The organism is Olleya sp. KKT75, assembly GCF_055635485.1.
On the sequence record NZ_CM145759.1, the window covers coordinates 1,036,645 to 1,061,010 of the forward strand.

General features: G+C 32.6%; 21 protein-coding genes. 8 read left to right on the forward strand and 13 right to left on the reverse strand.

The features are described 5' to 3' along the window. Positions 1-64 precede the first annotated feature (64 nt). Both ACZ2G2_RS04645 and ACZ2G2_RS04650 read right to left on the reverse strand, forming a co-directional pair. Positions 65-970 carry a hypothetical protein gene (locus ACZ2G2_RS04645; RefSeq protein ID WP_470394235.1) on the reverse strand — a complete coding sequence of 302 codons (906 nt, stop codon included), beginning with the start codon at positions 968-970 and terminating at the stop codon, positions 65-67. Between the two features lie 164 nt (positions 971-1,134). Then, complete coding sequence (locus ACZ2G2_RS04650; protein WP_470394237.1) at positions 1,135-2,043, reverse strand: hypothetical protein; 909 nt, start codon at positions 2,041-2,043, stop codon at positions 1,135-1,137. A 156-nt stretch (positions 2,044-2,199) separates the two neighbouring features. Here ACZ2G2_RS04650 and ACZ2G2_RS04655 point away from each other — a divergent pair, with 156 nt between their 5' ends. Both ACZ2G2_RS04655 and ACZ2G2_RS04660 read left to right on the forward strand, forming a co-directional pair. Beyond that, positions 2,200-2,883 carry a ComF family protein gene (locus ACZ2G2_RS04655; RefSeq protein WP_470394239.1) on the forward strand — a complete coding sequence of 228 codons (684 nt, stop codon included), beginning with the start codon at positions 2,200-2,202 and terminating at the stop codon, positions 2,881-2,883. Between the two features lie 57 nt (positions 2,884-2,940). Beyond that, entirely contained in the window at positions 2,941-4,554 is a 1,614-nt protein-coding gene (locus ACZ2G2_RS04660; protein ID WP_470394241.1) for an Ig-like domain-containing domain, read from the forward strand. Here ACZ2G2_RS04660 and ACZ2G2_RS04665 read toward each other — a convergent pair. From ACZ2G2_RS04665 to ACZ2G2_RS04675, 3 genes are all read right to left on the reverse strand, one after another. Then, positions 4,541-5,320, reverse strand: a complete 780-nt coding sequence (locus ACZ2G2_RS04665) for a nitrilase family protein (RefSeq protein WP_470394243.1) — start codon at positions 5,318-5,320, stop codon at positions 4,541-4,543. The two genes, ACZ2G2_RS04660 and ACZ2G2_RS04665, sit on opposite strands and share 14 nt — an antisense overlap. Before the next feature lie 83 nt (positions 5,321-5,403). Further along, on the reverse strand, positions 5,404-6,108 hold the full coding sequence (locus ACZ2G2_RS04670; protein WP_470394245.1) for a LytR/AlgR family response regulator transcription factor: 705 nt from the start codon (positions 6,106-6,108) through the stop codon (positions 5,404-5,406). Beyond that, the gene (locus ACZ2G2_RS04675; protein ID WP_470394247.1) at positions 6,105-7,076 is read right to left on the reverse strand and encodes a sensor histidine kinase; all 972 of its coding nucleotides are present in this window, start codon (positions 7,074-7,076) and stop codon (positions 6,105-6,107) included. The genes ACZ2G2_RS04670 and ACZ2G2_RS04675 overlap by 4 nt, the downstream gene beginning before the upstream one ends. 184 nt (positions 7,077-7,260) lie before the next feature. Here ACZ2G2_RS04675 and ACZ2G2_RS04680 point away from each other — a divergent pair, with 184 nt between their 5' ends. Both ACZ2G2_RS04680 and ACZ2G2_RS04685 read left to right on the forward strand, forming a co-directional pair. Further along, positions 7,261-8,157 carry a thioredoxin domain-containing protein gene (locus ACZ2G2_RS04680; protein ID WP_470394248.1) on the forward strand — a complete coding sequence of 299 codons (897 nt, stop codon included), beginning with the start codon at positions 7,261-7,263 and terminating at the stop codon, positions 8,155-8,157. A gap of 186 nt (positions 8,158-8,343) precedes the next feature. Next, entirely contained in the window at positions 8,344-9,015 is a 672-nt protein-coding gene (locus ACZ2G2_RS04685) for a hypothetical protein (RefSeq protein WP_470394249.1), read from the forward strand. 50 nt (positions 9,016-9,065) lie between these two features. On the opposite strand, the gene ACZ2G2_RS04690 is transcribed toward ACZ2G2_RS04685, so the two are convergent. The 6 genes from ACZ2G2_RS04690 to ACZ2G2_RS04715 form a co-directional block, all read right to left on the reverse strand. After that, on the reverse strand, positions 9,066-10,835 hold the full coding sequence (locus ACZ2G2_RS04690; protein ID WP_470394251.1) for a MutS-related protein: 1,770 nt from the start codon (positions 10,833-10,835) through the stop codon (positions 9,066-9,068). A gap of 5 nt (positions 10,836-10,840) precedes the next feature. Further along, positions 10,841-11,797: a M28 family peptidase gene (locus ACZ2G2_RS04695; protein ID WP_470394253.1), complete on the reverse strand. Its 957-nt coding sequence runs from the start codon at positions 11,795-11,797 to the stop codon at positions 10,841-10,843. A gap of 108 nt (positions 11,798-11,905) precedes the next feature. Continuing rightward, entirely contained in the window at positions 11,906-12,652 is a 747-nt protein-coding gene (locus tag ACZ2G2_RS04700; protein ID WP_470394254.1) for a succinate dehydrogenase/fumarate reductase iron-sulfur subunit, read from the reverse strand. Between the two features lie 9 nt (positions 12,653-12,661). Next, on the reverse strand, positions 12,662-14,659 hold the full coding sequence (locus ACZ2G2_RS04705) for a fumarate reductase/succinate dehydrogenase flavoprotein subunit (protein WP_272023722.1): 1,998 nt from the start codon (positions 14,657-14,659) through the stop codon (positions 12,662-12,664). A 14-nt stretch (positions 14,660-14,673) separates the two neighbouring features. Continuing rightward, positions 14,674-15,360 carry a succinate dehydrogenase cytochrome b subunit gene (locus ACZ2G2_RS04710; protein WP_272023721.1) on the reverse strand — a complete coding sequence of 229 codons (687 nt, stop codon included), beginning with the start codon at positions 15,358-15,360 and terminating at the stop codon, positions 14,674-14,676. A gap of 107 nt (positions 15,361-15,467) precedes the next feature. After that, on the reverse strand, positions 15,468-18,278 hold the full coding sequence (locus tag ACZ2G2_RS04715; RefSeq protein WP_470394256.1) for a WD40/YVTN/BNR-like repeat-containing protein: 2,811 nt from the start codon (positions 18,276-18,278) through the stop codon (positions 15,468-15,470). A 216-nt stretch (positions 18,279-18,494) separates the two neighbouring features. On the opposite strand from ACZ2G2_RS04715, the gene ACZ2G2_RS04720 reads away from it, so the two are divergent. The 3 genes from ACZ2G2_RS04720 to ACZ2G2_RS04730 all read left to right on the forward strand — a co-directional run bounded on the left by ACZ2G2_RS04720 (position 18,495) and on the right by ACZ2G2_RS04730 (position 21,161). After that, positions 18,495-19,787 (forward strand): aminopeptidase P family protein, encoded by a 1,293-nt coding sequence (locus ACZ2G2_RS04720; RefSeq protein ID WP_470394258.1) that lies wholly within the window; start codon positions 18,495-18,497, stop codon positions 19,785-19,787. 88 nt (positions 19,788-19,875) lie between these two features. Next, positions 19,876-20,526 (forward strand): peroxiredoxin-like family protein, encoded by a 651-nt coding sequence (locus tag ACZ2G2_RS04725; protein ID WP_470394259.1) that lies wholly within the window; start codon positions 19,876-19,878, stop codon positions 20,524-20,526. Between the two features lie 188 nt (positions 20,527-20,714). Further along, positions 20,715-21,161, forward strand: coding sequence for a hypothetical protein (locus ACZ2G2_RS04730; RefSeq protein WP_470394260.1), 447 nt, complete (start codon positions 20,715-20,717; stop codon positions 21,159-21,161). Between the two features lie 56 nt (positions 21,162-21,217). Here ACZ2G2_RS04730 and ACZ2G2_RS04735 read toward each other — a convergent pair whose 3' ends face one another. Then, positions 21,218-22,546, reverse strand: a complete 1,329-nt coding sequence (locus ACZ2G2_RS04735) for an aspartate kinase (RefSeq protein ID WP_470394261.1) — start codon at positions 22,544-22,546, stop codon at positions 21,218-21,220. A gap of 103 nt (positions 22,547-22,649) precedes the next feature. Between ACZ2G2_RS04735 and ACZ2G2_RS04740 the strand changes: the two genes are divergently transcribed. Continuing rightward, on the forward strand, positions 22,650-23,306 hold the full coding sequence (locus tag ACZ2G2_RS04740; RefSeq protein ID WP_470394262.1) for a hypothetical protein: 657 nt from the start codon (positions 22,650-22,652) through the stop codon (positions 23,304-23,306). Here the strand turns inward: ACZ2G2_RS04740 and ACZ2G2_RS04745 are convergent. Continuing rightward, positions 23,303-24,325, reverse strand: coding sequence for an STM3941 family protein (locus ACZ2G2_RS04745; protein ID WP_470394263.1), 1,023 nt, complete (start codon positions 24,323-24,325; stop codon positions 23,303-23,305). The genes ACZ2G2_RS04740 and ACZ2G2_RS04745 overlap by 4 nt on opposite strands. Between the last annotated feature and the right edge of the window lie 41 nt (positions 24,326-24,366).

Here is a 24,366-nt window from a genome sequence, read left to right on the forward strand (position 1 = left end):
TTCGTGTAAACGCAAAAATAAAACCATTACGAATGTAACGGTTTTATTTGTATAATATTTAATGCTATTTAAGTGTTACAGAAGTACTTCCAAGCCTAGTGTTATCGTGGAAAATATTTACAAAATACACACCTTTAGTTAAAGGCTGATCAACATCTGTAGTAATTATTGCATCTAGGTTTATGTCTTCATTTTTATAATCCAAAATGATTTTTTTACTATAAATTAAAGATTGTTTACCAAAAGATACAGACCCTTGATCTGCAACAACATTGTTACTAGGACTTAAAATTTGTATGTAAATATCCTTTTTACCTTCGTTAACAAACTTATTTTTAGATACAGTAAACGTTACATGAAGCTTATTAGACTTATAAGACTTATTAGTCCCTACAATACGTTTTTTGGTAATACGTTTTACAGCTTTTGCATTAAGCTTACCTATCTCTAAATGGCTAGCAGCTTCAATTTTTTTAGAAAGTTGCGTATTATTAAAAGCTAAATCTTTGTTCTCAGATTTTAAAGCATTAGTTATGCTTCTAGCTCCGTGAAGATCCTCTTCAACTTTGGCTGTTTTTATGGATAAGCGTTGGTTTTCGTTTTCAAGTTTAGACACTAAAGCTAGGACCTCTGCTTTTTCTTTTTGCAGAAGTTTAATTTTAGATCTATAAACAGATAATAAAGATGCACTTGGTTTTAATACTCTTATGGAATCTAAAATACGTTCTATTTTAAATTTAGACTGTTCAAGTTTGTCATTTAGCACAACACTATTAACTTCAACTTCGTCATAACGTACTATCATTTCTGATAATTCAATCTCTAAAAGTTTTTTTTCTTGAATGACATAAGTGTTATAACTTTCTAACTTATCTAAGTTAAAATAGCTAAAAGTACCTAAAGACACCAAAGCAATAACCAAGCAACCAATTACTAATCTATAGTTGTAAGTATGAGGGATAACTATCATGTATAAATTAATTACAAATAAAATTATTGATTTAAAATATGGTTTACTGTTAAATACCGATGAAGAGGTGAAAAAATTGTTAAAGTAACCTTTTAAGCTAAAAAAAAGACTTCAATATAATTTTCAAACCCCTTTAAAATAAGAGTTTTCGTACGGTTTTAATATTATTTAAGGGTCATTGTTGTTTTACCAATTAATCTACTTTTATGGTACACAGTAACATAGTAATCGCCTTTTTGTAAAGACTGATCCTCAGATGGTTTAACAAACAAACACTGCTCTAAGTTTTTGTTTTTATAGTCCACCATTATTTTCTTACTGTAAATTAAAGAGGATGCTCCTGTATTAAACACCCCTTGATCTCCAACAACATTATTTAAAGGATCTACTATTTGTACATAAAGTTCCTTTTTACCTTTTACTGTAAACTTATTTTCAGGAATAGTAAAACACACATTAATTTGTTTTGCTCGTCTTGCTGTGGTAGTACTTTTAATATCCCCGCTGTTAGTCACGCGCCTAACACCTTGCACAGCAATACTGGAAACACTTAAGACCTTAGCCTTATTTATCTTTTCTTGGTACTTACTGTTAATAATAGATAAAGTTGAGTTTTTGCTTTCTAAATGCTCAGAAAATGAAATAGTTTGATCAAGCTCTGCGCCTACACGGATGGCTTCTTGTTTTAAAAATTCGTTTTCAGCGTTTAATTTCTCAACTAAAGCTAAAATACTATTGTTTTCATTTTTTAAGACTTGCAATTGCTTCTTGTAGTGAGACACTAAATAAACATCTGGTTTTAGATATTTAACAGAATCTAAGATGCGTGCAATTCTAATTCTAGAATTATCCAATTTAGTTTGCAAATCTCTATTATCAAAACGCAATGAATCGTAGCTAGCTACCATTTGACTAAGCTCTGATTCTACCATAGCATTTTCGTCAATTAGAAACTCATGATACTCGTTTAAAGACGAATAATTATTATGAGCGTAATAACCTAAAGCGCACATTAATGTTGATAGCGCAACAATAACTAACCTTAGATTATAGATTTGGGATTTTATAATCATTAGTTTAATATTTGATACAAAACTATTGCTAATATATCTATATGTAATAATTTTTCGATAACTTGATTAAAATCCGTGCTAAAGTAATTTTGAAAGTTTTTAAAAGGATTTATATGCACTTCATCTAAGTTACAACCCGCGTTAAACCAATATTTTATGAGCTTTAAAGCCTTAGCTGATTTATTTTTCCCAAAGGTCTGCAACGCGTGTAAAAGCCTCCTATCCGATAATGAATCCTTTTTATGCACCACCTGTAGACACGTCTTGCCAACCACAGATTATCACACCTCTAAAGACCCCTTTGTAAAAAACGTGTTTTACGGTAGGGCACAAATAGAAGCAGCTACAGCTTTACTAAGGTTTGAAAAAAAAGGTATTGTACAACACCTACTCCACCAACTTAAATACGGAAAAAATGAAGAAGTAAGTAGTTTTCTAGGCGAATGGCTGGGAGAGGAACTAAAACAATGTCCCGATTACAAAACTATAGACTTGGTTATCCCTGTGCCATTACATCCAAAAAAGATAAAAAAAAGAGGCTATAATCAATGTGCAGAATTTGGTAAAAAAATTGCCCAAGCCTTGCAAACCATTTATAATGATGATCTTTTAATTAAGGTAACAACAACTGCAAGCTCTCAAGCTTCTAAAAAAAGACTGGAACGATGGCAATTAAATAACGAAACCTTTGCAGTAACACAATTGTCACAACTTAAAAACAAACACATCTTATTGGTGGATGATATTATTACCACCGGAAACACATTAGAGGCTTGTATAATAGAATTAAAAAAAGCTGAAAATGTAAAAATAAGTGTCGCTACAATGGCAATAGCCTAGTGCATTTTTCGTTAAAACATAAATATGTTGTTAATTTGTAACCACATTTAAAATCATATGCAAAACCGTCTCTTAAATTTTTGTTTTTATTGCGTTTTAGCGCTTACTTTTATTAATTGCGCCAATAGAGGTAATATTACTGGAGGAGAAAAAGATGTTACACCTCCTAAAATCAGATATTCTGAGCCTGCTAACTTCTCGACAAATTTTAATAGTAAAGAGATTAAAATATATTTTGACGAATATATTAAAACAAAAGATCTAACCAAACAACTGGTTATATCGCCTCCAATGAACACAAAACCGGACATTACACCTTTAGGAAGTCCAAGTGAGTACATCAAAATCAAGATTCTTGACACGTTAGCGCCTAACACAACTTACGCCATTAACTTTGGTAATAGTATTGTGGATAATAACGAAGAAAACCCTTATCCTTATTATAGGTATGTGTTTTCAACAGGAGATTACATAGATTCGTTATCTGTAAAAGGAAGCGTTATGGATGCAATAAAAAGAACAACAGACCCTTTTATCTCTATTCATTTATACGAAGCAGATTCGACTTACACAGATTCTATTGTATATAAAGAAAATCCAAAATACATTACTAACACTTTAGATAGCACCACTAATTTTAAACTAGAAAACTTAAAAGCAGGAGCTTACAAGCTTATTGCCTTAAAGGATAATAATTCCAATAATAAGTTTGACCAAAAATCAGACGAAATTGGTTTTTACGAAGAATTTATAACCGTATCTGCAGATACTTCTGCGTTTTACGAATTAAAAATATTTAAAGAAGAAATAGACTATAAAGCAGAAAGTGCTCGTTTAGTTTCTGGCGAAAAAATAGCATTTGGTTTTGAAGGTGAAGACTACAAAGACATGACAATTGATTTATTGTCTGACGCGCCTAAAGACTATAGTTACAGTTATTTTAAAGATGAAAAAACAGATACACTAAACTATTTTTACAAACCAAAATTAGAGGTGGACTCATTAGTATTTAAAGTAACTAACAGAACTAAAATAGACACTTTTACAGTTAGAATAAAAGATAACAAACGCGACTCATTACTAGTAAAAGCTAGTCCAAGTAGTAATATTGACTTTTTTGAAACCTTAAAGCTATCGGCTAATATTCCGATATCAAAATTTGACAAAAGCAAAATAACCATATTAGACAAAGATTCTACAAAGGTTAGTTTCACTACTAAATTAGATACTTTACAAAACACAATAGAGGTCGACTTTGATAAAACGGAAGACAATTTATACAAGATCCAATTACTACCAAGTACAATTACGGACTTTTACAACTTACCTAATGACACTTTAAATTTTAATTTAAGAACCGTTAAAGAATCTGGTCTTGGTAATGCCAGGGTTATTCTAAAAAATGCAACTTACCCGCTAATCGTTCAGTTTTTAAACAAAACAGGTGAAGTAAAATATGAGCAATATGCCAAAACGCCAAAACCATTAGATTTTTTCTTTTTAAAACCAGGAGAATACTATGTTAGAGTTATCTACGATACCAATAAAAATGGAAAATACGATTCAGGAAACTTTCTTAAAAAGCAACAAGCAGAACGTGTAAGTTATGCTAAAAAAGTAGAAGAAATTAGATCAGGCTGGGAAGTTACTATAGATTTTACTCTAAACTAAATACATCTTTATCTTCTAAAAATCTAAGTTTGTTTCTAGTGTTGTCCACATGAGATTTAGACAACACGACTTCTGTTACACCTTCTGTATTTGGCTTTAAGTTAGTAAGCATATTTCCTAACACATTATAAGCAGCAGAATGTCCTGGATATTCGTAATTATTAGCGTCTAAACCAACCCTATTTACACCAATGCAATAGCACATGTTTTCAATTGCTCTAGCCTGCAACAAAGTATCCCAAGCGGTAATACGTTTTGTTGGCCAATTAGCTACGTATAATAGTATATCAAAATTGTCTTGTATTCTAGCCCATACAGGAAAACGCAAATCATAACATACCAAAGGTTTTATTTTAAACCCCTTGTAATCGACTATCACTACTTGGTCACCTTTAGCATACACCTTGTCTTCTCCTGCTAGAGTAAAGGTGTGACGCTTGTTATAACTATCTATTTTACCATCGGGATGTACAAACACCAATCGATTATAGTATTGCCCGCTATCTTCAATAACTATACTACCAACAATAGCAGCCATTTTCTGTTTAGCCAAAGCTAACATCCATTGCACGGTAGCACCTTCCATAGTTTCTGCAACCAATTGCGGAGACATTGTAAATCCAGAAGTAAACATTTCTGGCAACACAATAAGATTAACAGTATTGGTTAAGCTTTCAATTTTTTGTGTGAAGTTTAGCCTATTCTCAATTGGGTTTTCCCAAGCCAAGTTAGCCTGAATAATTGCTACGTTTAATTTATTATCCAATTTGTATGATTTAAGATCTTGTTATGACTACGCGATTAACTTTACTCTAAAAGTAAACAGAAATTACAACTAATAGATACCCATTAAACAATTCTTAATTTTTTAAGCAAATCCGCTTTATAAGTTCTTCCAATAGGCAAACGCTGCGTATTAATAAAGACCTCATTTCCTGATATTTTACTCACGTAAGTAGCGTTAATTATATATGATTTGTGAATTTGAATAAAGTCTTGCTTCGGTAGTTTTTCAACCCAATTTTTAAGAGAATCTATATAAGACAGTTTTTGTGTTTTAGTAACTACAGTAATATAGTTTCTGTCAGATTCTAAATACAAAATTTCACTTAATACAATTTTATGTAGTGTTTTATCCACATTCAAGAAAATAGAATCCTCAACCACTTTAGTATCTACTGTATTAACATCTATGTTGTTATTTGCTCTGTCTTCCGCTTTGTTTACAGCTTTTAAAAAACGATCAAAACCAAAAGGTTTCACTAAATAATCGACAATTGTATCTAACTCAAAACAGCTCACTGCATAATCTGGATAAGCAGTTGTCATTATAATTGCAGGTGGATTTTTTACCGTTTTTATAAAATCTAAACCAGATATGTCTGGTAAATTAACATCCAAAAACACAACATCTGCTGTGCTTGTTTTAAAGTAATTATGAGCCTGAATAGCAGATTGAAATGTACCTAACAATTGCACATTAGGTAATTTACTTAAATAGTTTTTAAGTAAATTCTGGGCAGGTATTTCGTCTTCAATAATTATACAGGTCATGATAGATCTAAGGTTAAAATTACTTTAAACTGGTCTGTCTTTTCAATTTGTAACTGATGCTTATTAGGATACAACAAATCCAATCGTTTTTTTAGATTTTTGAATCCAATTTTAGAGTGGTTATCATCCGTATTATTATGTTCAAAATCGTTGATACACGTACAAATCAACGTGCTTTCTTCTTCAGTAATTTGTATAAAAATAGTGCTATGTAATGTACTGTGTTTAAATGCATTTTCAATAATGGTAATTAACAATAAAGGTCCAATTTTAATGTAATCTGATTTTACATTAGTAGTATACTTGATATGCTTAACACCTTCTGTTCTTATCTTCTGAAACTTAATATAATTATCTAAAAATTGAAGTTCCTTATTTAAATCGACAAACTGAGCATTACTCTCATATAAGACATGCTTCAAATTGTCTGACAACATCAAAATAAGCTCAGGTGTTTCGTTTGGTTTTTCTATTGAATACGAATAAATAGTATTCAAATTATTAAACAAGACATGTGGGTTTATTTGAGATTTCAAAAACTTTAATTCCATTTTCTCATGCTGTTGTATCATGTATTCCTTTTGACTTTGCTCGTCCAAAAACCGAAATAACATCCAAATAAAAGAGAAAAATATTAATGGCACCAATGTCTGCCAAAGGTAGTCACTTAAGCATTTCATTATAGAACAACCACATTGTGCAAAGACATTACAATACAATTGCGTAGCAAAAAAAGATATTGCTATAAAAACTAAGCCATACCATTTATACCATTTTCGTTTTACAAAAAAGGGTAATAACACAAAATGGTTAACATATACAATGACACCTAAAATGGATAAATATTGCAAAAATGGGTTTTCGGCCCAATAATATCTGGAAAAGATAAATAAAGACACAAATACAAATAGCATCCAAAACAGCAGATGTACTAAGATTTGCGACGTATGTTTTTTTAAGTTTATCATAATTTAGCTTGAAAGTAAACCAAAAAGCTAAAACCATCAAAAAACAAAGTACAAAAACCATTAAAAGCAATGCAAACTGCAAAAAGTGTGTTGTTTATAAGCTTAAGTGTGTTGTTGGTTTAAATAATTACTAATCAATTAAAATTAAAGATAGATTTGAGTATATCAATCAAAAACAACACTTATGAAATTATTTGTATCCATTGCCCTTTTTTTAGTAACCCTTACCACCACAATTGCCCAAACAATAAATACTGAAGTTTTGGATGGCAAGGGACAGCCAAAGTTATTAGGAAAGATTAATAAAGATGGTCTTTTAAAAGACGGTTATAAAACGTGGTTTAATAAAAATCATGACGAGTATATAGCTAACGAAAAACTAATAAACACCTTTAAAGACTCGCTAAACAACTACACCATTAAAGTCTTTTTAGGTACTTGGTGTGGGGATAGTAAAAAAGAAGTTCCACGTTTTTATAAAGTACTAGAATTAGCTAATTTTAATATGGACAACTTAGAGGTCTTTGCTTTAGACAACACAAAAGAAAGCTACAAAAAAGGACCTAATGGAGAAGAAAAAGGATTTAACATCCATCGTGTACCAACTTTTATTTTTTATAAAAATGGAAAAGAAATTAATAGAATAGTAGAGCATCCTGTTGAAACTTTAGAACGCGACATTGAGAAAATAGTCACTAACCAACGTTATTTTGCTAAGTATTATGTTGCTAACATTACATTTTACAACTTGAATGAAAAACCATTAGAAGACTTGATTGCGTTAGAATCTAACTTTTTAACGTATTTCCCAGACTACTCAGAAGGAAGCAAAGAATTAAATACATTGGGATACTGGCATTTAAAGGACAAGCAATTTTACAAAGCATTGTATCTTTTTGATTTAAACACTAAAATGTTCCCTAATAACCCCAACGTTTTTGATAGTTTAGGCGAAGCTTTTTATATGACTAAAAACTATAAGGAAGCTACAAAAAACTACAATAAAGTACTCCAATTTAAGCCTGAAGATAAAAACGCATTGGAGATGTTGGATAAAATCAAATTAGAAATGAAACAATAGTGCCCATAATATTACAAAAACTCCTTCTAATGCAGAGGGAGTTTTTATTTGATTAAATCAGTCAGGAAAGTAAATAGTACAAGTTGGTTATACCATTTTTTTATATTAATACATTAAACAATAAAGGTTCTTACTTTTAGTTATCTTTAATCTAACCAAATCTTTAATAAAGCCGACTAAGTAATTATGAAATTGACTTCAACTCTGATACTTGTTATATGGTTTTCAATTAATGGTTATATTAATAACAATTCTTTTACTGAAAAGTCTTCTCCAAAAATAGAAATCTATACTACATTTAACGACCAGCATATTGTATACAGAGGAATTCAAAACCCAATACGCATCAAAATTGAAAACAACCTACCTTATCAGGCAACGGGAGAGGGCTTAGTGAAAATTGATGATTTAGGGAATTATAAACTAGCACCTAGAAGTGGAAAAGAAACAATTATTACCGTTACCGGAAAAGACCTGAACGACATCCCTTATAATGTTATTAAAAAATTTGAAATAAGAGACATTAGCTCAGGTATTAGTCAATTTAACAGTAAACATTGTAAACAATGTGATCTAAAACTAACAAAGAAGGAATTAAGCGAAGGTGTTGTGTCTTATAATTTTCCAGACTTGTTAATAGATGGATTAAAAACTGAAATTATAAGTTTCAAAATAAAACTGCCAGGAAAGCCTACAAAAAAAGTGTTTGGAAATAAAATAAAGTCTACCGCTTTAATCAAAGAAATTCTTAAAGTAAAAAGAGGTAGTCAAATACAACTATTTGAAATTCAAATAAAATCAAATCTACCTGCAAGAGTATGCAAGGTCCCGCCAATAATAATTAGGTTAATTGATTAAACTACTTGACAAAAACACTTTATAAGTGACATGTTATTATTTATAAAGACCTACACAATCTCCATCTTTTTAAGTAAGAAACTAGCATTCATATTTTGACAAATCCCTTTTTTAAAGGTGTAATCAAAATACAATTCATCGTCAATGATTTGCGCATCAAAATAGTGGTTTTTTACTTCTGACAAATGCTCTTCAATTTCGCATAAACTTAGATCGTGTGTAGCAATTATCCCGGTAGCATGACTGGCCACTAATTTTTCGACAAACTTGCGCGACCCAATAGCTTTATCTGTACTATTTGTTCCTTTTAGGATTTCGTCTAAAATAATAAAGTAATTATCCTGCTTAATAGCATCTACGATGTATTTTAAGCGTGTTAACTCTGAGAAGAAGTAACTACTGTCATCCGTTAAAGAATCGCTGGTACGCATGCTTGTAATTAATTTTACAGGACTATACATCGATGCTGTTGCACAAACTGGCAAACCAACATTAGCCATAACAATATGTAAAGACACTGTGCGCAAAAACGTACTTTTCCCTGCCATATTTGCACCAGTAATAATAAAAAACTGCTTGTTTTTTATTTCAAAATCATTATCCACACGTTTGGCAGATTTTAATAAAGGATGTCCTAATTGCGTGACTTTAGTATCTTCATTTTTATCTACTATTTGAGGATAGACATATTCTTGATGATTAAAAGCATAGTTTCCTAAACTGTTATAAGCATCAAAAAAAGCAACGACTTCAAACCAATCTTCAACTTTGTCTTTATAATTTTCTAACCACTGTTCTATTGTATACGTATGCTTTATGTCAGTTAAAAAATACCCATTCCCAAAAATAGCCGAGATTAAATTACTCCTGTTATCTAAAGCGTCCATTGCTTTTGATAGTTCTTTTAAAATCTGAGACGCTTTTTTGTCTTTTAATTGAATTTGAGCCTGCTTGCTAATTAGTAATTGTGACGTAAATGTTTCGGTTTCGATAGCTTTTAACAAAGAGGTGTATTGACGAAAAGTGTCTCGCATTTTATCTGCATTAGCACTCAGCCCATTTATTTTTTTGACATAACGTCCAGTAACAAACAAGCCGACAAATAACCAATACCCAATAGTAATTGGAGGTGTTATTTTAGCAATTGCTAAACCAATAATTATAATAGTCAATACTGAAACTACTAAAGGCAATATCTTTATGTGTTTAGGTAATATGGACTCGTGCGCTTTTAAAAACTTTAGAATTGTAGCTCCTTTGGTCTCTACTTTAATTAAACTAGCATTAGCTTGAAATTGCTGTCTCCAATCTGATTTGTTAGCTAACTCTTTAATAGCGTCTTGCCTAAGTACAATATCACCTGTGACGTTAGCTTTTAAACTAGTTGCTAACTTTTCCGAACCTTCCTCTATTGCTGTTCTATTTATAAATTGAAAGAAACTACCTCTACCAAATAAATCAATATCTAAAGCATAATTATGGTTAGCCTCCTGAAACGTCAGACCATCCGGTTTTTCAAAAAAATCTCCAGAAGCAATCTTTAGCTCATCCTGATTAATTGTGATTAGCTCTTTTTTTAAATTGTAAACGGATTTAATATTGGTATATCGCGATAATAAAAATATAAACAAGACAATGCCAAGTATTATAATAACAGAAAACAAGCCCCAATTACCAAACGTAAAATAGGCCCCAACCGCAGTGGTTAGAAACACTAAAAGTCTAGCAATACTTAACGAGGTTAGCTGTTTGTAAAGCTTAGAAACTTCTGTTGTGTAGTTTACAATATTACTGTTGTAATAAGAATTAGAATCCGTCATTTATATTAAAAATCTAAATTATCAAATTGAGTAAACACAGTTATAATAGTTTGTACTGCATCCTTATAAAATTGTTGATCAATGTTTTCAAAATCATCTGTTGGCTTGTGATAATCTTTATGGTCTGCTACTCCAAAATAAATAAAAGGGATCTTAGCTTTATGAAACGCTGCATGATCACTTGAATAGGTCCAATCATCTCCCTTTGTAACACCTTCGTGCCCTATTATTAAATCTGTAGTTCCAATATCTTTAAAATTAGCTATGATTGGTTTTAAAATTGGATAATGGTGACTCCCGACAGCAAATAACTGCTTGTCTTCACTTCTACTAATCATATCCATATTAAGATTCAATACGATATTTCTTTTTTGGATAGTATTGTCTTCAACAAAATGATAAGCCCCTTTTAAACCTAATTCTTCAGCATCAAAAGCTGCTAAAATAACATTATGTTTTGGCGGATACTTGGCAAAAAATTCCGCGAAAGCGAACAATGCACTAATACCTGATGCATCGTCATCTGCACCATTATATATCTTTCCGTTTTTAACGCCTTCATGATCATAATGCGCAGATAATACAATGTATTTATCAGTGTTTTCTGTTCCTTTTATTAACCCTAAAATATTAACCGCATCGTAGCTTTTAGTTGTTTTAAATGTAAAAGGTTGCGTATAATCTGGCACTAATGGAGTAACACCACGTGCAATAAATTGTTTAATTACAAATGCTCTTGCTAGCTCGCCACCTTTGGTTCCAGTTCTGCGACCTTGATAGGTGTCTGAAGATAATTCTTTTACATTATCTAATAACGCAGTGGTATCAAACTTATAATCCACAGTAACTTGATTAGCATTGCTAGTTTTAGAAACATCAGTTACCGCTATGTCTCGCGTTGCTTTGTTATCAGATTTACAGCTAACTATTAGTACTAAAAGTAAAAGATATATAGATTTCATATAAGGGATATTTACATTATAAAAGTAACTAAAAAACCCAAGCTTATCGCTTGGGTTTTTATTTATTTAAGACTCTAAGCTAATGCCAAGAGTGACAATTATGTCTTTTTATCCTTTTAAACTTGCAGATAAATACTCACGATTCATACGTGCAATATTCTCTAAAGAAATTCCTTTAGGACATTCCACCTCACATGCTCCAGTGTTGGTACAATTACCAAAACCTTCTTCATCCATTTGTTTAACCATGTTTAAAACACGCTCTGTAGCTTCTACTTTACCTTGAGGTAATAATGCAAATTGTGATACTTTAGCACCAACAAATAACATTGCAGAAGAGTTTTTACAAGAGGCTACACAAGCACCACAACCAATACAAGTTGCTGCTGAAAAAGCGTCATCTGCGTCTTGTTTATTTACAGGTATCGTGTTAGCATCAATTGTGTTTCCAGATGTATTTACAGAAATAAATCCACCTGCATGTTGTATACGATCAAATGCTGTTCTGTCTACAACTAAATCCTTAATTACAGGAAAAGCACTAGCTCTCCAAGGCTCAATAGTTATAATCTCACCATCTTTAAACGTACGCATGTGTAACTGACATGTTGTAATTAAACGGTCAGGACCATGTGCTTCACCATTAATATATAATGAGCATGACCCACAAATTCCTTCACGACAATCGTGATCGAAAGATACTGGCGACTCACCTTTTTCTATTAATTCGTTATTTAAAACGTCTAACATTTCTAGAAAAGACATATCCGGAGATATATTGCTGATTGGATAATCAACCATTTTCCCCTTATCGTTAGCGTTTGCTTGACGCCAAATTTTTAACGTTAAATTCATAGCTTTTCTTTATTTATAACTTCTTTCTTTTACTTCAATATTCTCATATGCTAATTCTTCTTTATGAAGTATAGCATCTTTTGGTTCTCCTTTGTATTCCCAAGCTGATACGTATTGAAACTCTTTGCGACGCATCGCTTCACCTTCAGGTGTTTGATACTCTTCTCTAAAGTGACCACCTGCAGACTCTTCACGTTGTAAAGCATCTTTAGCAAACAGCTCTCCCAATTCAAGGAAATCTGCTACACGACCTGCTTTAGCTAGTTCTTCGTTAAATTCATTCTGTGTTCCTGGCACACGTACGTCTTTCCAAAATTCTGCTCTAAGTTCAGAAATCTCAGTAATTGCAGACTTTAAATCCTCTGCGTTTCTAGCCATTCCACATTTATTCCACATGATTTTACCTAAACGCTTGTGGAAATAATCAACAGAATGTGTCCCGTTGTTATTTATTAAATGATCGATATTCTTTCTTACTTCAGCTTCAGCTTCAACAAATTCTTTTGTATCTGTAGAAATTGGACCTGTTCTAATATCATCAGACAAGTAATCTCCAATAGTATAAGGTAACACAAAATATCCATCTGCAAGACCTTGCATTAAAGCAGAGGCACCTAAACGGTTAGCACCATGATCAGAGAAGTTTGCTTCTCCAATTGCATATAATCCAGGAACAGTTGTCATTAAGTTATAATCAACCCAAACACCACCCATTGTATAGTGTACTGCTGGATAAATCATCATTGGTGTATTGTATGGATCTTGATCTACGATCTTCTCATACATTTGGAATAAGTTTCCGTATTTATTCTTGATTACTTCTTGTCCTAATTTTTTAACAAGTGCAGCATCGTTTTCGTCTAAACCTTTAACGTGAGCAGCTTCTTTACCATAACGTTGAATTGCCGAAGCAAAATCTAAGAATACAGCTTCTCCAGTTGCATTAACTCCAAAACCAGCATCACAACGTTCTTTTGCTGCACGAGAGGCAACATCACGAGGTACTAAGTTTCCGAATGCAGGATAACGACGCTCTAGGTAGTAATCTCTATCTTCTTCAGCTAATTGTACAGGCTTTAATGTACCAGCTTTAATAGCCTCAACATCTTTCATGTGTTTTGGCACCCAAATACGTCCATCATTACGTAAAGACTCAGACATTAACGTTAGTTTAGACTGATGATCTCCAGAAACCGGGATACATGTTGGGTGAATTTGTGTGTAACAAGGGTTTGCAAAGTAAGCCCCACGTTTGTGTGCTTTCCATGCTGCTGTTACATTACTTCCCATCGCGTTAGTTGATAAGAAGAAAACGTTACCATAACCACCAGTTCCAAGAACTACAGCATGTGCTGAATGTCTTTCAATTTCTCCAGTAATTAAGTTACGTGTTATAATTCCACGAGCTTTTCCATCAACCTTAACAACGTCTAACATTTCGTGACGGTTGTACATTTTGATTTTACCACGACCAATTTGACGGTTCATAGCAGAATACGCTCCTAATAATAATTGTTGTCCTGTCTGTCCAGCTGCGTAAAAAGTACGTGATACTAATACACCACCAAATGAACGGTTATCTAATAATCCACCATACTCACGTGCAAAAGGAACCCCTTGAGCAACACATTGGTCAATTATATTTGCAGATACCTCAGCCAAACGGTATACGTTTGCTTCACGAGAACGGTAATCTCCTCCTTTTACAGTATCGTAAAATAATCTGTAAGTTGAGTCACCATCACCTTGGTAATTTTTTGCTGCGTTAATTCCTCCTTGTGCCGCAATTGAATGCGCACGTCTTGGAGAATCTTGAAAGCAAAATGCTTTTACGTTATATCCTAGCTCTGCTAAAGTTGCAGCAGCAGATCCACCAGCTAATCCTGTACCAACAACAATAACATCAATGTTACGCTTGTTAGCAGGGTTTACTAAGTCGATATGATTTTTATAATCTGTCCACTTATCTTTAATTGGACCTTGAGGTACTTTTGAATCTAAACTCATAGTAACTATATTTTTTAGTGGTTTAAAAAGTGAAAAACAGCAATAAAAATGAATCCTAATGGAATCCCGATTGCGTAGATTTTACTAAATCTTTTTAATCCTTTTGTGTATTTGTTATTTGCTCCAACAGACTGAAAAGCCGAATCAAAACCGTGTAATAAGTGTAGTGCTAAGAATACAAAAGCAATCACATAAAGTGCTACTCTCCATAAATCTACAAATTTGTGTTGTAGCTCTTCGTAGTATCTAAACCCACTTTCTGCATTGTTTGGATCCATAAGACCTGACATGTCACCAACAATAAATTTGGTGTTTAATTCTGGAAACCAGAAATCGTAAAAGTGAAGGCAAACAAATGCTAAAATTGCAGCACCACTCCAAATCATGTTTCTGCTCATCCAAGAAGAATTTGCTCCTCCATTGTTTTTTGCATAACTAATTTGTCTTGCTTTGTTGTTTTTAATTTCTAAAACAAATCCCATTACAAAGTGAAACACAACACCAAAAATTAATACAGGTTGTAATACATATTGCACTAACGGAAAAGTTCCCATAAAGTGAGATACCTCGTTAAAAGTATCTGGACTAAATACCGATAGTATGTTTATTGAAAAATGTTGAAGTAAAAAAAACATTAGAAAGAATGCTGAAAGTGCCATCGCAAACTTTCTTCCTATTGAAGAATTTAAAATTCCGCTCATTATAGTTGAAGTTAATTATTTGTTATACAAAGATAAGCCACAAGCGATATACTAACAAATTTTAAAACTTTTTTGTACTATTTAGAATGGGTTTAAGTAACAACCCGCTACTCTACTTCAAAGTTTTTTTCTACACCTTCAATTTTAATTTTATATTGTCCTTTAACCAGATAGTATTTGCCATTTTTAGCTTTATTAATATCAATAGCCGTATTTTCTTTCATTAAAAATTTTCTTCCTTTTTCATTAATCGTCAGATCGTAATCAATAAAATTAAACCCTTTATTTAGCATTACAGAAAAACGTTGCACTTCCTTACCGCTTTCCGTCAAGACCTCAACTTCTTTGTTACCAGAGACATCACTAAACACTTGAATTGTTGTGCTTGGTTCAAACGGTCGCATCCATTTACTCCAAGAGTTGCCCCAACGTGAATAATATCTAATGGCATCCAAATCAAAAATGGTCATTTTACTATTTTGAGTCATTTGAGAATCAAACTTTTGCAAAGCAGCCACGTTTGTTTTATAAATTCCACGTCCGTGCGTACCTAACAACAAATCGTTACTTTCTTTGTGCATTTTAATATCATGAACAGCGACAGCAGGCAAGTTTTTAGAAAACGCTTCCCATTGCCCTCCATTATTAAAACTTACATAAGCCCCGTTATCAGTTCCTAAATATAGAATATTGTCTTTAACTTGATCCTCTACAATCACATTTACTGGCGAAGTAGGAATGTTAGCACTTATTGACTTCCAAGTTTGACCATAATCATCGCTCATGTACACATACGTTGCAAAATCGTCAAATCTATAACCATTTAATGTCGCATAAACACGTTCTTTTTTATGCTTAGAAGCCACGACACGTGTCACCCATAAATCATTAGGCAAATTACCGGAGATGTTTTCCCATGTTGCGCCTTGATTTTTTGTAACATGTATTAACCCATCATCACTACCCACGTACATTAAACCAAACTCAAAAGGGGACTCGCTTATAGTCGCGATTGTACCGTAAGCTACATTTCCTTTTTTTCCACCTTGTGTTAAGTCTTTACTTATCGCTTTCCAAGTATTACCCTGATCTAAAGATCGCATCAACTTATTACCACCTAAATATAAAATATCCTGATTATGACGTGATAAATGTATTGGTGTTTGCCAATTAAAACGGTATGGCTTTTCTCCTAACTCATGCTTTGGTTGGATGTATGTTTGTTCTCCCGTATCCCTATTTAATCTAAAATAATTACCAAATTGGTATCCCGTGTAAACAATGTCTGGGTTACGATTATCAATCTCAATTTGCATACCATCACCTCCCATTATACTTCTCCATGGATACTCTCCACTTTGATGCCAACTCTTGTCTTCCGGAGCATTATTTGCACCAACCCAAACACCATTATCCTGCAAACCGCCATACACACGATATGGTTTTTGATTGTCCACATTTATAGCATAAAATTGTCCAACAGAAGGCGAATTATTTTTTATCCAATTAACACCATCATCGTAAGTTATATTAACACCACCATCATTACCATTAATTAAATGATCAGGGTTTTTAGGATTTATCCAAAGCGCGTGATGATCTGCATGCACATTTTCTGCACTTATAGACGTAAATGTTTTTCCACCATCTTTAGATTTTAAAATAGGCACACCATACACATAAATATCATTTTGATCTGCAGGAGACACATAAACATGCCCAAAATAGTAACCATAACTATAGTACAAATCATCCAGATAATCGGTATGTGTTTTAGACCATGTTTTACCACCATCTATACTTTTATAAACCTCCGCTCCAATAACCGGCGTATCAAACAACATAGAATTGGCATCCTCTAAATAATGTGCTAAATCAATTGGTTTCACGTTTCCGCTACGCACCATTTGTTTTACATTTTCGGCTCTGTACTTTTCTTGAAACCCATTGGTCTTCAAAAAACTGTTCAGTTTCTTATCTTCTAAACTTAAAAACTCATACGTAGTCATGGTTTTAAAATCGTTCTTTTGTAGACCTCTTGTATTTGTTTTATTTCCGCTTGACGGTCTTCTAAATTGGCTATCATGAATCGCATAAATAATATTATTATCGTAAATAGCCAATCCAATTCTACCAACACCATCACCTGTAGGAAACCCACTGTTTTTTGTAGACACTCTTACCCAAGACTCTCCTGCGTCTGTACTTTTATAGATTGCTGAGTTATTTCCGCTTCCATCAAAGTTCCACGCTTTTCTATCCTTAGTCCATGAGGTTGCAAACATGGTGTTATAATCGCCAGAAACATGCTGCATGTCAATAATCCCACTGACATCATCAACATATAACGTCTTAGTCCAAGTATCACCGCCATCTTTAGTTTTATAAACCCCTCTATCTTCAGAGCTAGAATACAAAGCACCCGTTACACCAACCGTTACTTCGTTAACATTATTTGGATTAATTAAAATACGACCAATATGCTGCGAATTTGACAACCCAACATGCTGCCACGTTTTTCCGTTATCTGTAGATTTTAACATCCCGACACCAGAATATGAAGATCTAGACGCATTATTCTCTCCCGTACCAACCCATATAGTTTTAGATTGCCAATGCACTGCAATATCACCCACATTTTGTGTTTGAGAACTATCTAAAATAGGCACAAACGTCGTCCCATTATTAGTTGTATGCCAAACACCACCAGAAGCATACCCAACATAAAACTCCGTAGGGTCTTCGGGGTTTACTGCTAAATCCACAACACGCCCACTCATAACCGTTGGCCCAATGTTTTGGAACGCTACATTTTTAACTATTGAGTTGGTTTGCAATAGTGCTTTTTGAGTTAGTAAATCTTGTTGCGCGCTAACCGAACAAACAATAAATAGGGATAATATAAATCTTAGTTTCATGGTTGATTATTATAAGTTTTGAAGATACTGATAAAAGTAATATTGCCAAAGTAAAAACCCAAAACGCACCAGATTTTAAGAAACATTTATAAGTTATCTCTCTTAAAGTTATTACTTTTACGACTACTTATACTTTCCGCTTGACGGAAAAAAATAATTATAAAATATCTATACTATTTTGACTTACGTCGAAATAAAAAATAATCTTATCCTATTATGAAATACCATAAAATAGACGCCTCACTTTTTGTAAAAAACCGTAAAAACTTTGCGTCTCAAATGAAGCCGAAAAGTATTGCTTTTTTTAACTCAAATGATATTTACCCAGTTAGTGCAGATAGCACTTTACCTTTTGAGCAACACCGTGATATCTTTTATTTAAGTGGTGTTGATCAAGAAGAAAGTATTTTAGTTTTATTTCCGGACTGTCCAAATCCTAAAAACAGAGAAGTTTTATTTTTAAAAGAAACTAACGCACATATTGCTGTTTGGGAAGGCGAAAAATTAACTAAAGACGCTGCATTAACAACTAGCGGAATTAAAACAGTTTACTGGTTACAAGACTTAGAAAAAGTAGTGTTTGAAATGATGACACAAGCCGAAACAGTTTACATCAACACAAACGAGCATTACAGAGCTAACGTAGAAACGGAGACAAGAGAAGACCGTTTTACAACTTGGATCAGAAATAAATACCCAGCACATACCGTTGCTAAGAGTAATCCTATTTTACAACGTTTAAGATCTGTAAAAGACCAAATAGAATTAGACTTAATCCAAACGGCTTGCGATATAACAAATAAAGGTTTTAGACGTGTGTTAAGTTTTGTAAAACCCGGCGTTATGGAATATAATATTGAAGCCGAGTTTATGCATGAGTTTTTAAACAACCGCTCTGATGGTTTTGCTTACACGCCAATTATTGGTTCTGGAAACAACGCCAACGTATTGCACTATATAGAAAACAACCAAGAATGTAAAGCTGGAGATTTAATATTGATTGATGCAGGAGCAAAATATGCCAATTACGCAAGTGATATGACACGTACTATTCCTGTCTCTGGTAAATATAACGACAGACAAAAAGCGGTTTACAATGCTGTTTTAAGAGTAAAAAATGAAGCAACTAAACTACTAGTTCCCGGAACTATTTGGGCAGATTACCATATTGAAGTTGGTAAATTAATGACTAGCGAACTTTTAGGTCTAGGCTTACTTGACAAAGCAGATGTGCAAAATGAAAATCCAGACTGGCCTGCTTATAAAAAATACTTCATGCACGGAACCTCTCACCATATGGGATTAGACACGCATGATTATGGTATTTTAACTGAGCCAATGCAAGCTAACAATGTATTTACAGTAGAACCTGGAATCTACATTCCGGCAGAAGGTTTTGGTATTAGATTAGAAGACGATGTGGTTATCCAAAAATCTGGAGCTCCTTTTAATTTAATGAGAGACATCCCTATTGAAATTGAGGAAATTGAGGATATAATGAATAAGTAAAAGTTGTAATTTTTATAAAGAAAAGCGAGCGCAAGGTTCGCTTTTCTTTATTACACTAACACCTAGTTTTTATAAACAGACAAAACAAATGAAAACACTTAAAGAACAAACTGATGCTAAAATTGCATCAGGCAGACAAAATAATCCCGAATTCATGAAAGGTGTTGATGCTATTATTAGTAAAGCAAAAGACTTTGAAGACGGAAAAAACGCAATAAAAGTTGGGCATAAAGCTCCTGATTTTAAGTTGCCAAATCCTGAAGGACAAGAAGTAAGCCTGGCAAACTTACTAGATAAAGGTCCGGTTGTTATTACCTTTTATCGTGGTAGTTGGTGCCCGTATTGCAACTTACAACTTAGAGCTTTGCAAGCTAAATTAAGTACCATTAAAGCTTTAGGCGCAACTTTAGTAGCTATTAGCCCTGAAGTGCCAGACGGATCATTGACAAAAAATGAAATTAATGACATGGAATTTATTGTATTGTCTGACCAAGATGCTAGAATTGCCACACAATATGGTGTTGCTTGGGAAGTCCCAGAATTTTTAATGGAGCATATGCGTGTAGATCGAAATCTTGATTTGAAAAAAATTAACAATGGTAATAGCAGCATACTTCCAATTCCTGCCACCTTTATAATAGCAAAGGACGGAATAGTTAAATGGAACTATGTTAATGTAGATTACCGAACGCGATCTGAACCAGATGAAATAATTGAAGCTTTGAAAAAATTGTCTTAAAAAAAATAGTTTCATTAAACCAATTATAATGCTCTTTCTCAGATAATTTCTTTGTATTAAAAATGCTGTTTTTATTAAACCTATGATTTTTTTGGAATAAACAATTGTAATTTAAATTAAAATTAGACGCAACCTTTTTGTTTTTTTAAGACTATAAGAAAAGCGTACTAATTAAAAACAAACATATTATGAGAAATAAAACCATCTATTTACTACTAGTTATATCTACAACATTAGCAATGTCTTGTTCCCGCAGTGATGATGCAGACCCTATAATTGAAAATACAAAAAGCGTAAGTGACTGTGGAATAGAAATTGAAGATAATACATCAGTATCAATATGTTTGAACGGAACTGACTCCGCACTACCTAATGAAATCATCACTTTTGCTTCAACCTTTTATTCAAAAAACGACAACCCCTCCAACACCCTGTTTTTATGGACTATAGAATCTGGCAATATCGAAATTTTGAATATAGAAAATTCTATTTATGGAGAAATTGCTAAATCAATTGTAACAATAAAATTTAATGCGGACTACACGGGTAACGCCATAATAGCTATTAATGCAGAAAACATAAACGGAGCGGGAAGTAGAGAGCACATTATAGAATTAGAAAGCGACAACTTGTAACAAAATATTACATGTCTTAAAAAAAAAGCAAGCCCTAAAGCTTGCTTTTTCTCATTTTAAACCAAAACGGTATGACTCTCAAAAACATAACGCTGTAGCTTTTTCAAGGTTTCATTTTTATCACTTGTATTTATTAGTAGTGAGATGTTGTTATTACTTCCGCCGTAAGAAATCATACGCACAGTAACATCTTGTAAAATCTGAAATAGATTAGGCGTATCTGGATGAAATATAATGGCATGACCAACCAAACAGACAATACTCATATAATTATCAACCTCAACTACAGAAAAGCGCTCTAACTCTTCAACTATACTATCTAAATGCGTGGTATTATCAATAGTTAAAGACACTGCGATTTCTGATGTTGTAATCATATCTATGGACGTTTCGTAACGCTCAAAAATCTCAAAAACCTTCTTTAAAAAACCATGTGCCAATAACATTCTAGCAGATTTTATTTTTATAGCTGTAATATTATCTTTTGCAGCAATTGCTTTTATCCCTTCTCCATGGACTTGATTAGTAATCAACGTACCGTGTGCTTCTGGAGCCATTGTGTTTTTTAATCGCACCGGAATATCCAATGCACGCACAGGCATAACCGTTTGCGGGTGCAATATTTTAGCTCCAAAATAAGCCAACTCTGCAGACTCATCAAAAGACAAATTAGAAATAGCGGTTGTATTATCTACAAAACGTGGATCGTTATTATGAAAACCATCAATATCTGTCCAAATTTGCACTTCTTCCGCCTTTAAAACAGACCCAATTATAGTTGCTGTATAATCGCTTCCTCCGCGTTGTAAATTAGCAATATTACCTTCAGCATCACGACTTATAAAACCTTGTGTGATATAAATATCTGCTTGCGCTGTTTCTTTTAAAATACGGTTTAAATTCTGCTGAATGTAATAATTATCAGGTTCGTTAGATTTGTCAATACGCATAAAATCTAAAGCCGGTAACAACACTGCATTTATATTTTCTTGCTGTAAATAGTGACTAAAAATAAACGTGGATAACAATTCGCCTTGCGATACAATTTGATTATATAATATGTCGTCATACAATCTATTAACCAATGATTCTAGCGTATTAAACACATCATTAACATAAACAAAGACTGCTTTATGCAACTCCGGATTAGTAATTAATTTTTTTATAGTCTTGTTGTACGTGTTTCTAAGTGCATCAATAACAATCAAAGCATCATCAGACTTATGGTTTTTTATATAATCTGTAATTTTTACTAAAGCATTAGTTGTCCCAGACATTGCTGATAAAACCACTACTTTTTGTTGCCCATTGTTAATAATGTTTTTAACATTAATCATGTTTTCAATAGACCCTACAGATGTTCCTCCAAACTTTAGTACTAACATAATATTTAAATTTTATAAGGCTAAATTACTTAGAGACTAAGAGATAGCCATAAAAATGAAAAAATTGTACTATTTTTACACAAATTGTTAAATAGTTAACAGGATGAAAACTATAGCCTCTTGCGTAGAAGACATATTAATAACGCAACCGTTTTTAGAAGAAGCATTGTCTAGAAGCATCATTAACTACTCTGCGTTAGCCGAAGAGTTGAACGCACCAATTAGCGCCATGTTACGTAAACCCGTAAAATCTGGAGCTATTATGATGGCTTTACGCAGATACAATACCCCAAATACGTTACGACATTCTTTAAAACTAAAAAGTACGCTACAAAATTTAGGAGATATTACTGTCCGATCAAATTTAAGTGACTTTACATTTCAGAATTCTGAAACCCTAATACAAAGTCACACCAAAATTTTAGATCAAGTCGAAGCTAATAAAGATATATTCTACGCGTTTACCCGAGGAATTTTTGAAAGTAATATTATTATATCCAATTCTGAAAACAAGAAAATATCAAAATGTTTTATTAACGAAAAACAGATTGGATTACAAGAAAACTTATCCGCAATCAGTATCAGATTACCAAAAGACAACTCTAAAATATCAGGGCTATATTATCAAATATTTAAGCGTTTGGCTTGGGAAAACATTCCGTTATACGAAGTTGTTTCCACCACAAATGAATTTACAGTATTAGTAGAAGATCACGTGGTTGATAAAGCGTTTTCGGTTATTAAAAACTTGAAGAATTAATCGTTTTTTATATATTCTTCAAGCTTACTATTTAAGACTAGATATAATTGACTAGGTCTAATGTCTAAGTACGTTGTCTTTAATTGAATTGGAGAATCAAATCTTTTATAACTAGCATCAGCTATTCTTCCTTTTAATGATCCTGACTCATATTTGTTTACAAATTCCTCGGGGTTTTTCAACACTAAAATAATAGCTTTTTGGTTTATAAGTAAAGATCTTACTTCTATTTTTTTAATATCAGACCAAGACACAAACCCGGCTGATAATTCAGAACAATTGTCAGTAACACCATTCTCGTCTATTACTAATCCAAATTTTCTTACAAAAACTTTAGTTATTATTTTATTCAGAAAGTAAACACATAGTAGAACCGTCAAAACATCACTTAAAATATACGACCAATCCAAATCAGAATAATTCCATAAAGCGCTATCACCTAAAAAACAAATATGCACTAAACTAGCAATTAACATTGCAAACCATAAAATTAGCACCCCTAATAATTTCAACACACTATGGCTAACACTAACAACCTCTTTATTCTCTAACTGTTTTTCTAAAATATGTTTTTTTCTTCTTTCAAAATATCCTGCAGAAAAAGCAAAAGTAAAATATGAAAAAAAACCTGTAATCAAAATAAATATCACTAGATTTTTAAGAAAAAAGTCTTCTATTCTAAAAATACTAAGAGTTAGATAAGTAAACGAAAACAATAAAAAAGGTGCAATTATAACAAAATATTTCTCTTGACTTTCTTGAAACCAATTTGCTTTAAAAGTTTCTGAAGATTTACCTGAAGATGAAGATTGATCATCTTCGTCCTGAATCTGACTTAAGTCATAATCTAATACATTTAATATTGTTTTAAGCGTATAACTTCTTGGTGTTACTTCCCCTGATTCAATACGTTGAATTGTTCTAACACTTATATTACATTTTTCTATTAACTCTTCCTGTGTTAGTCCTTTTTGTTTTCTTAATTGAGAGATCTTCTCACCTAATTTTGGCTGCTTCATGATATAAATATTTTTAAGCAAATCTACTCTCATTAAACTAT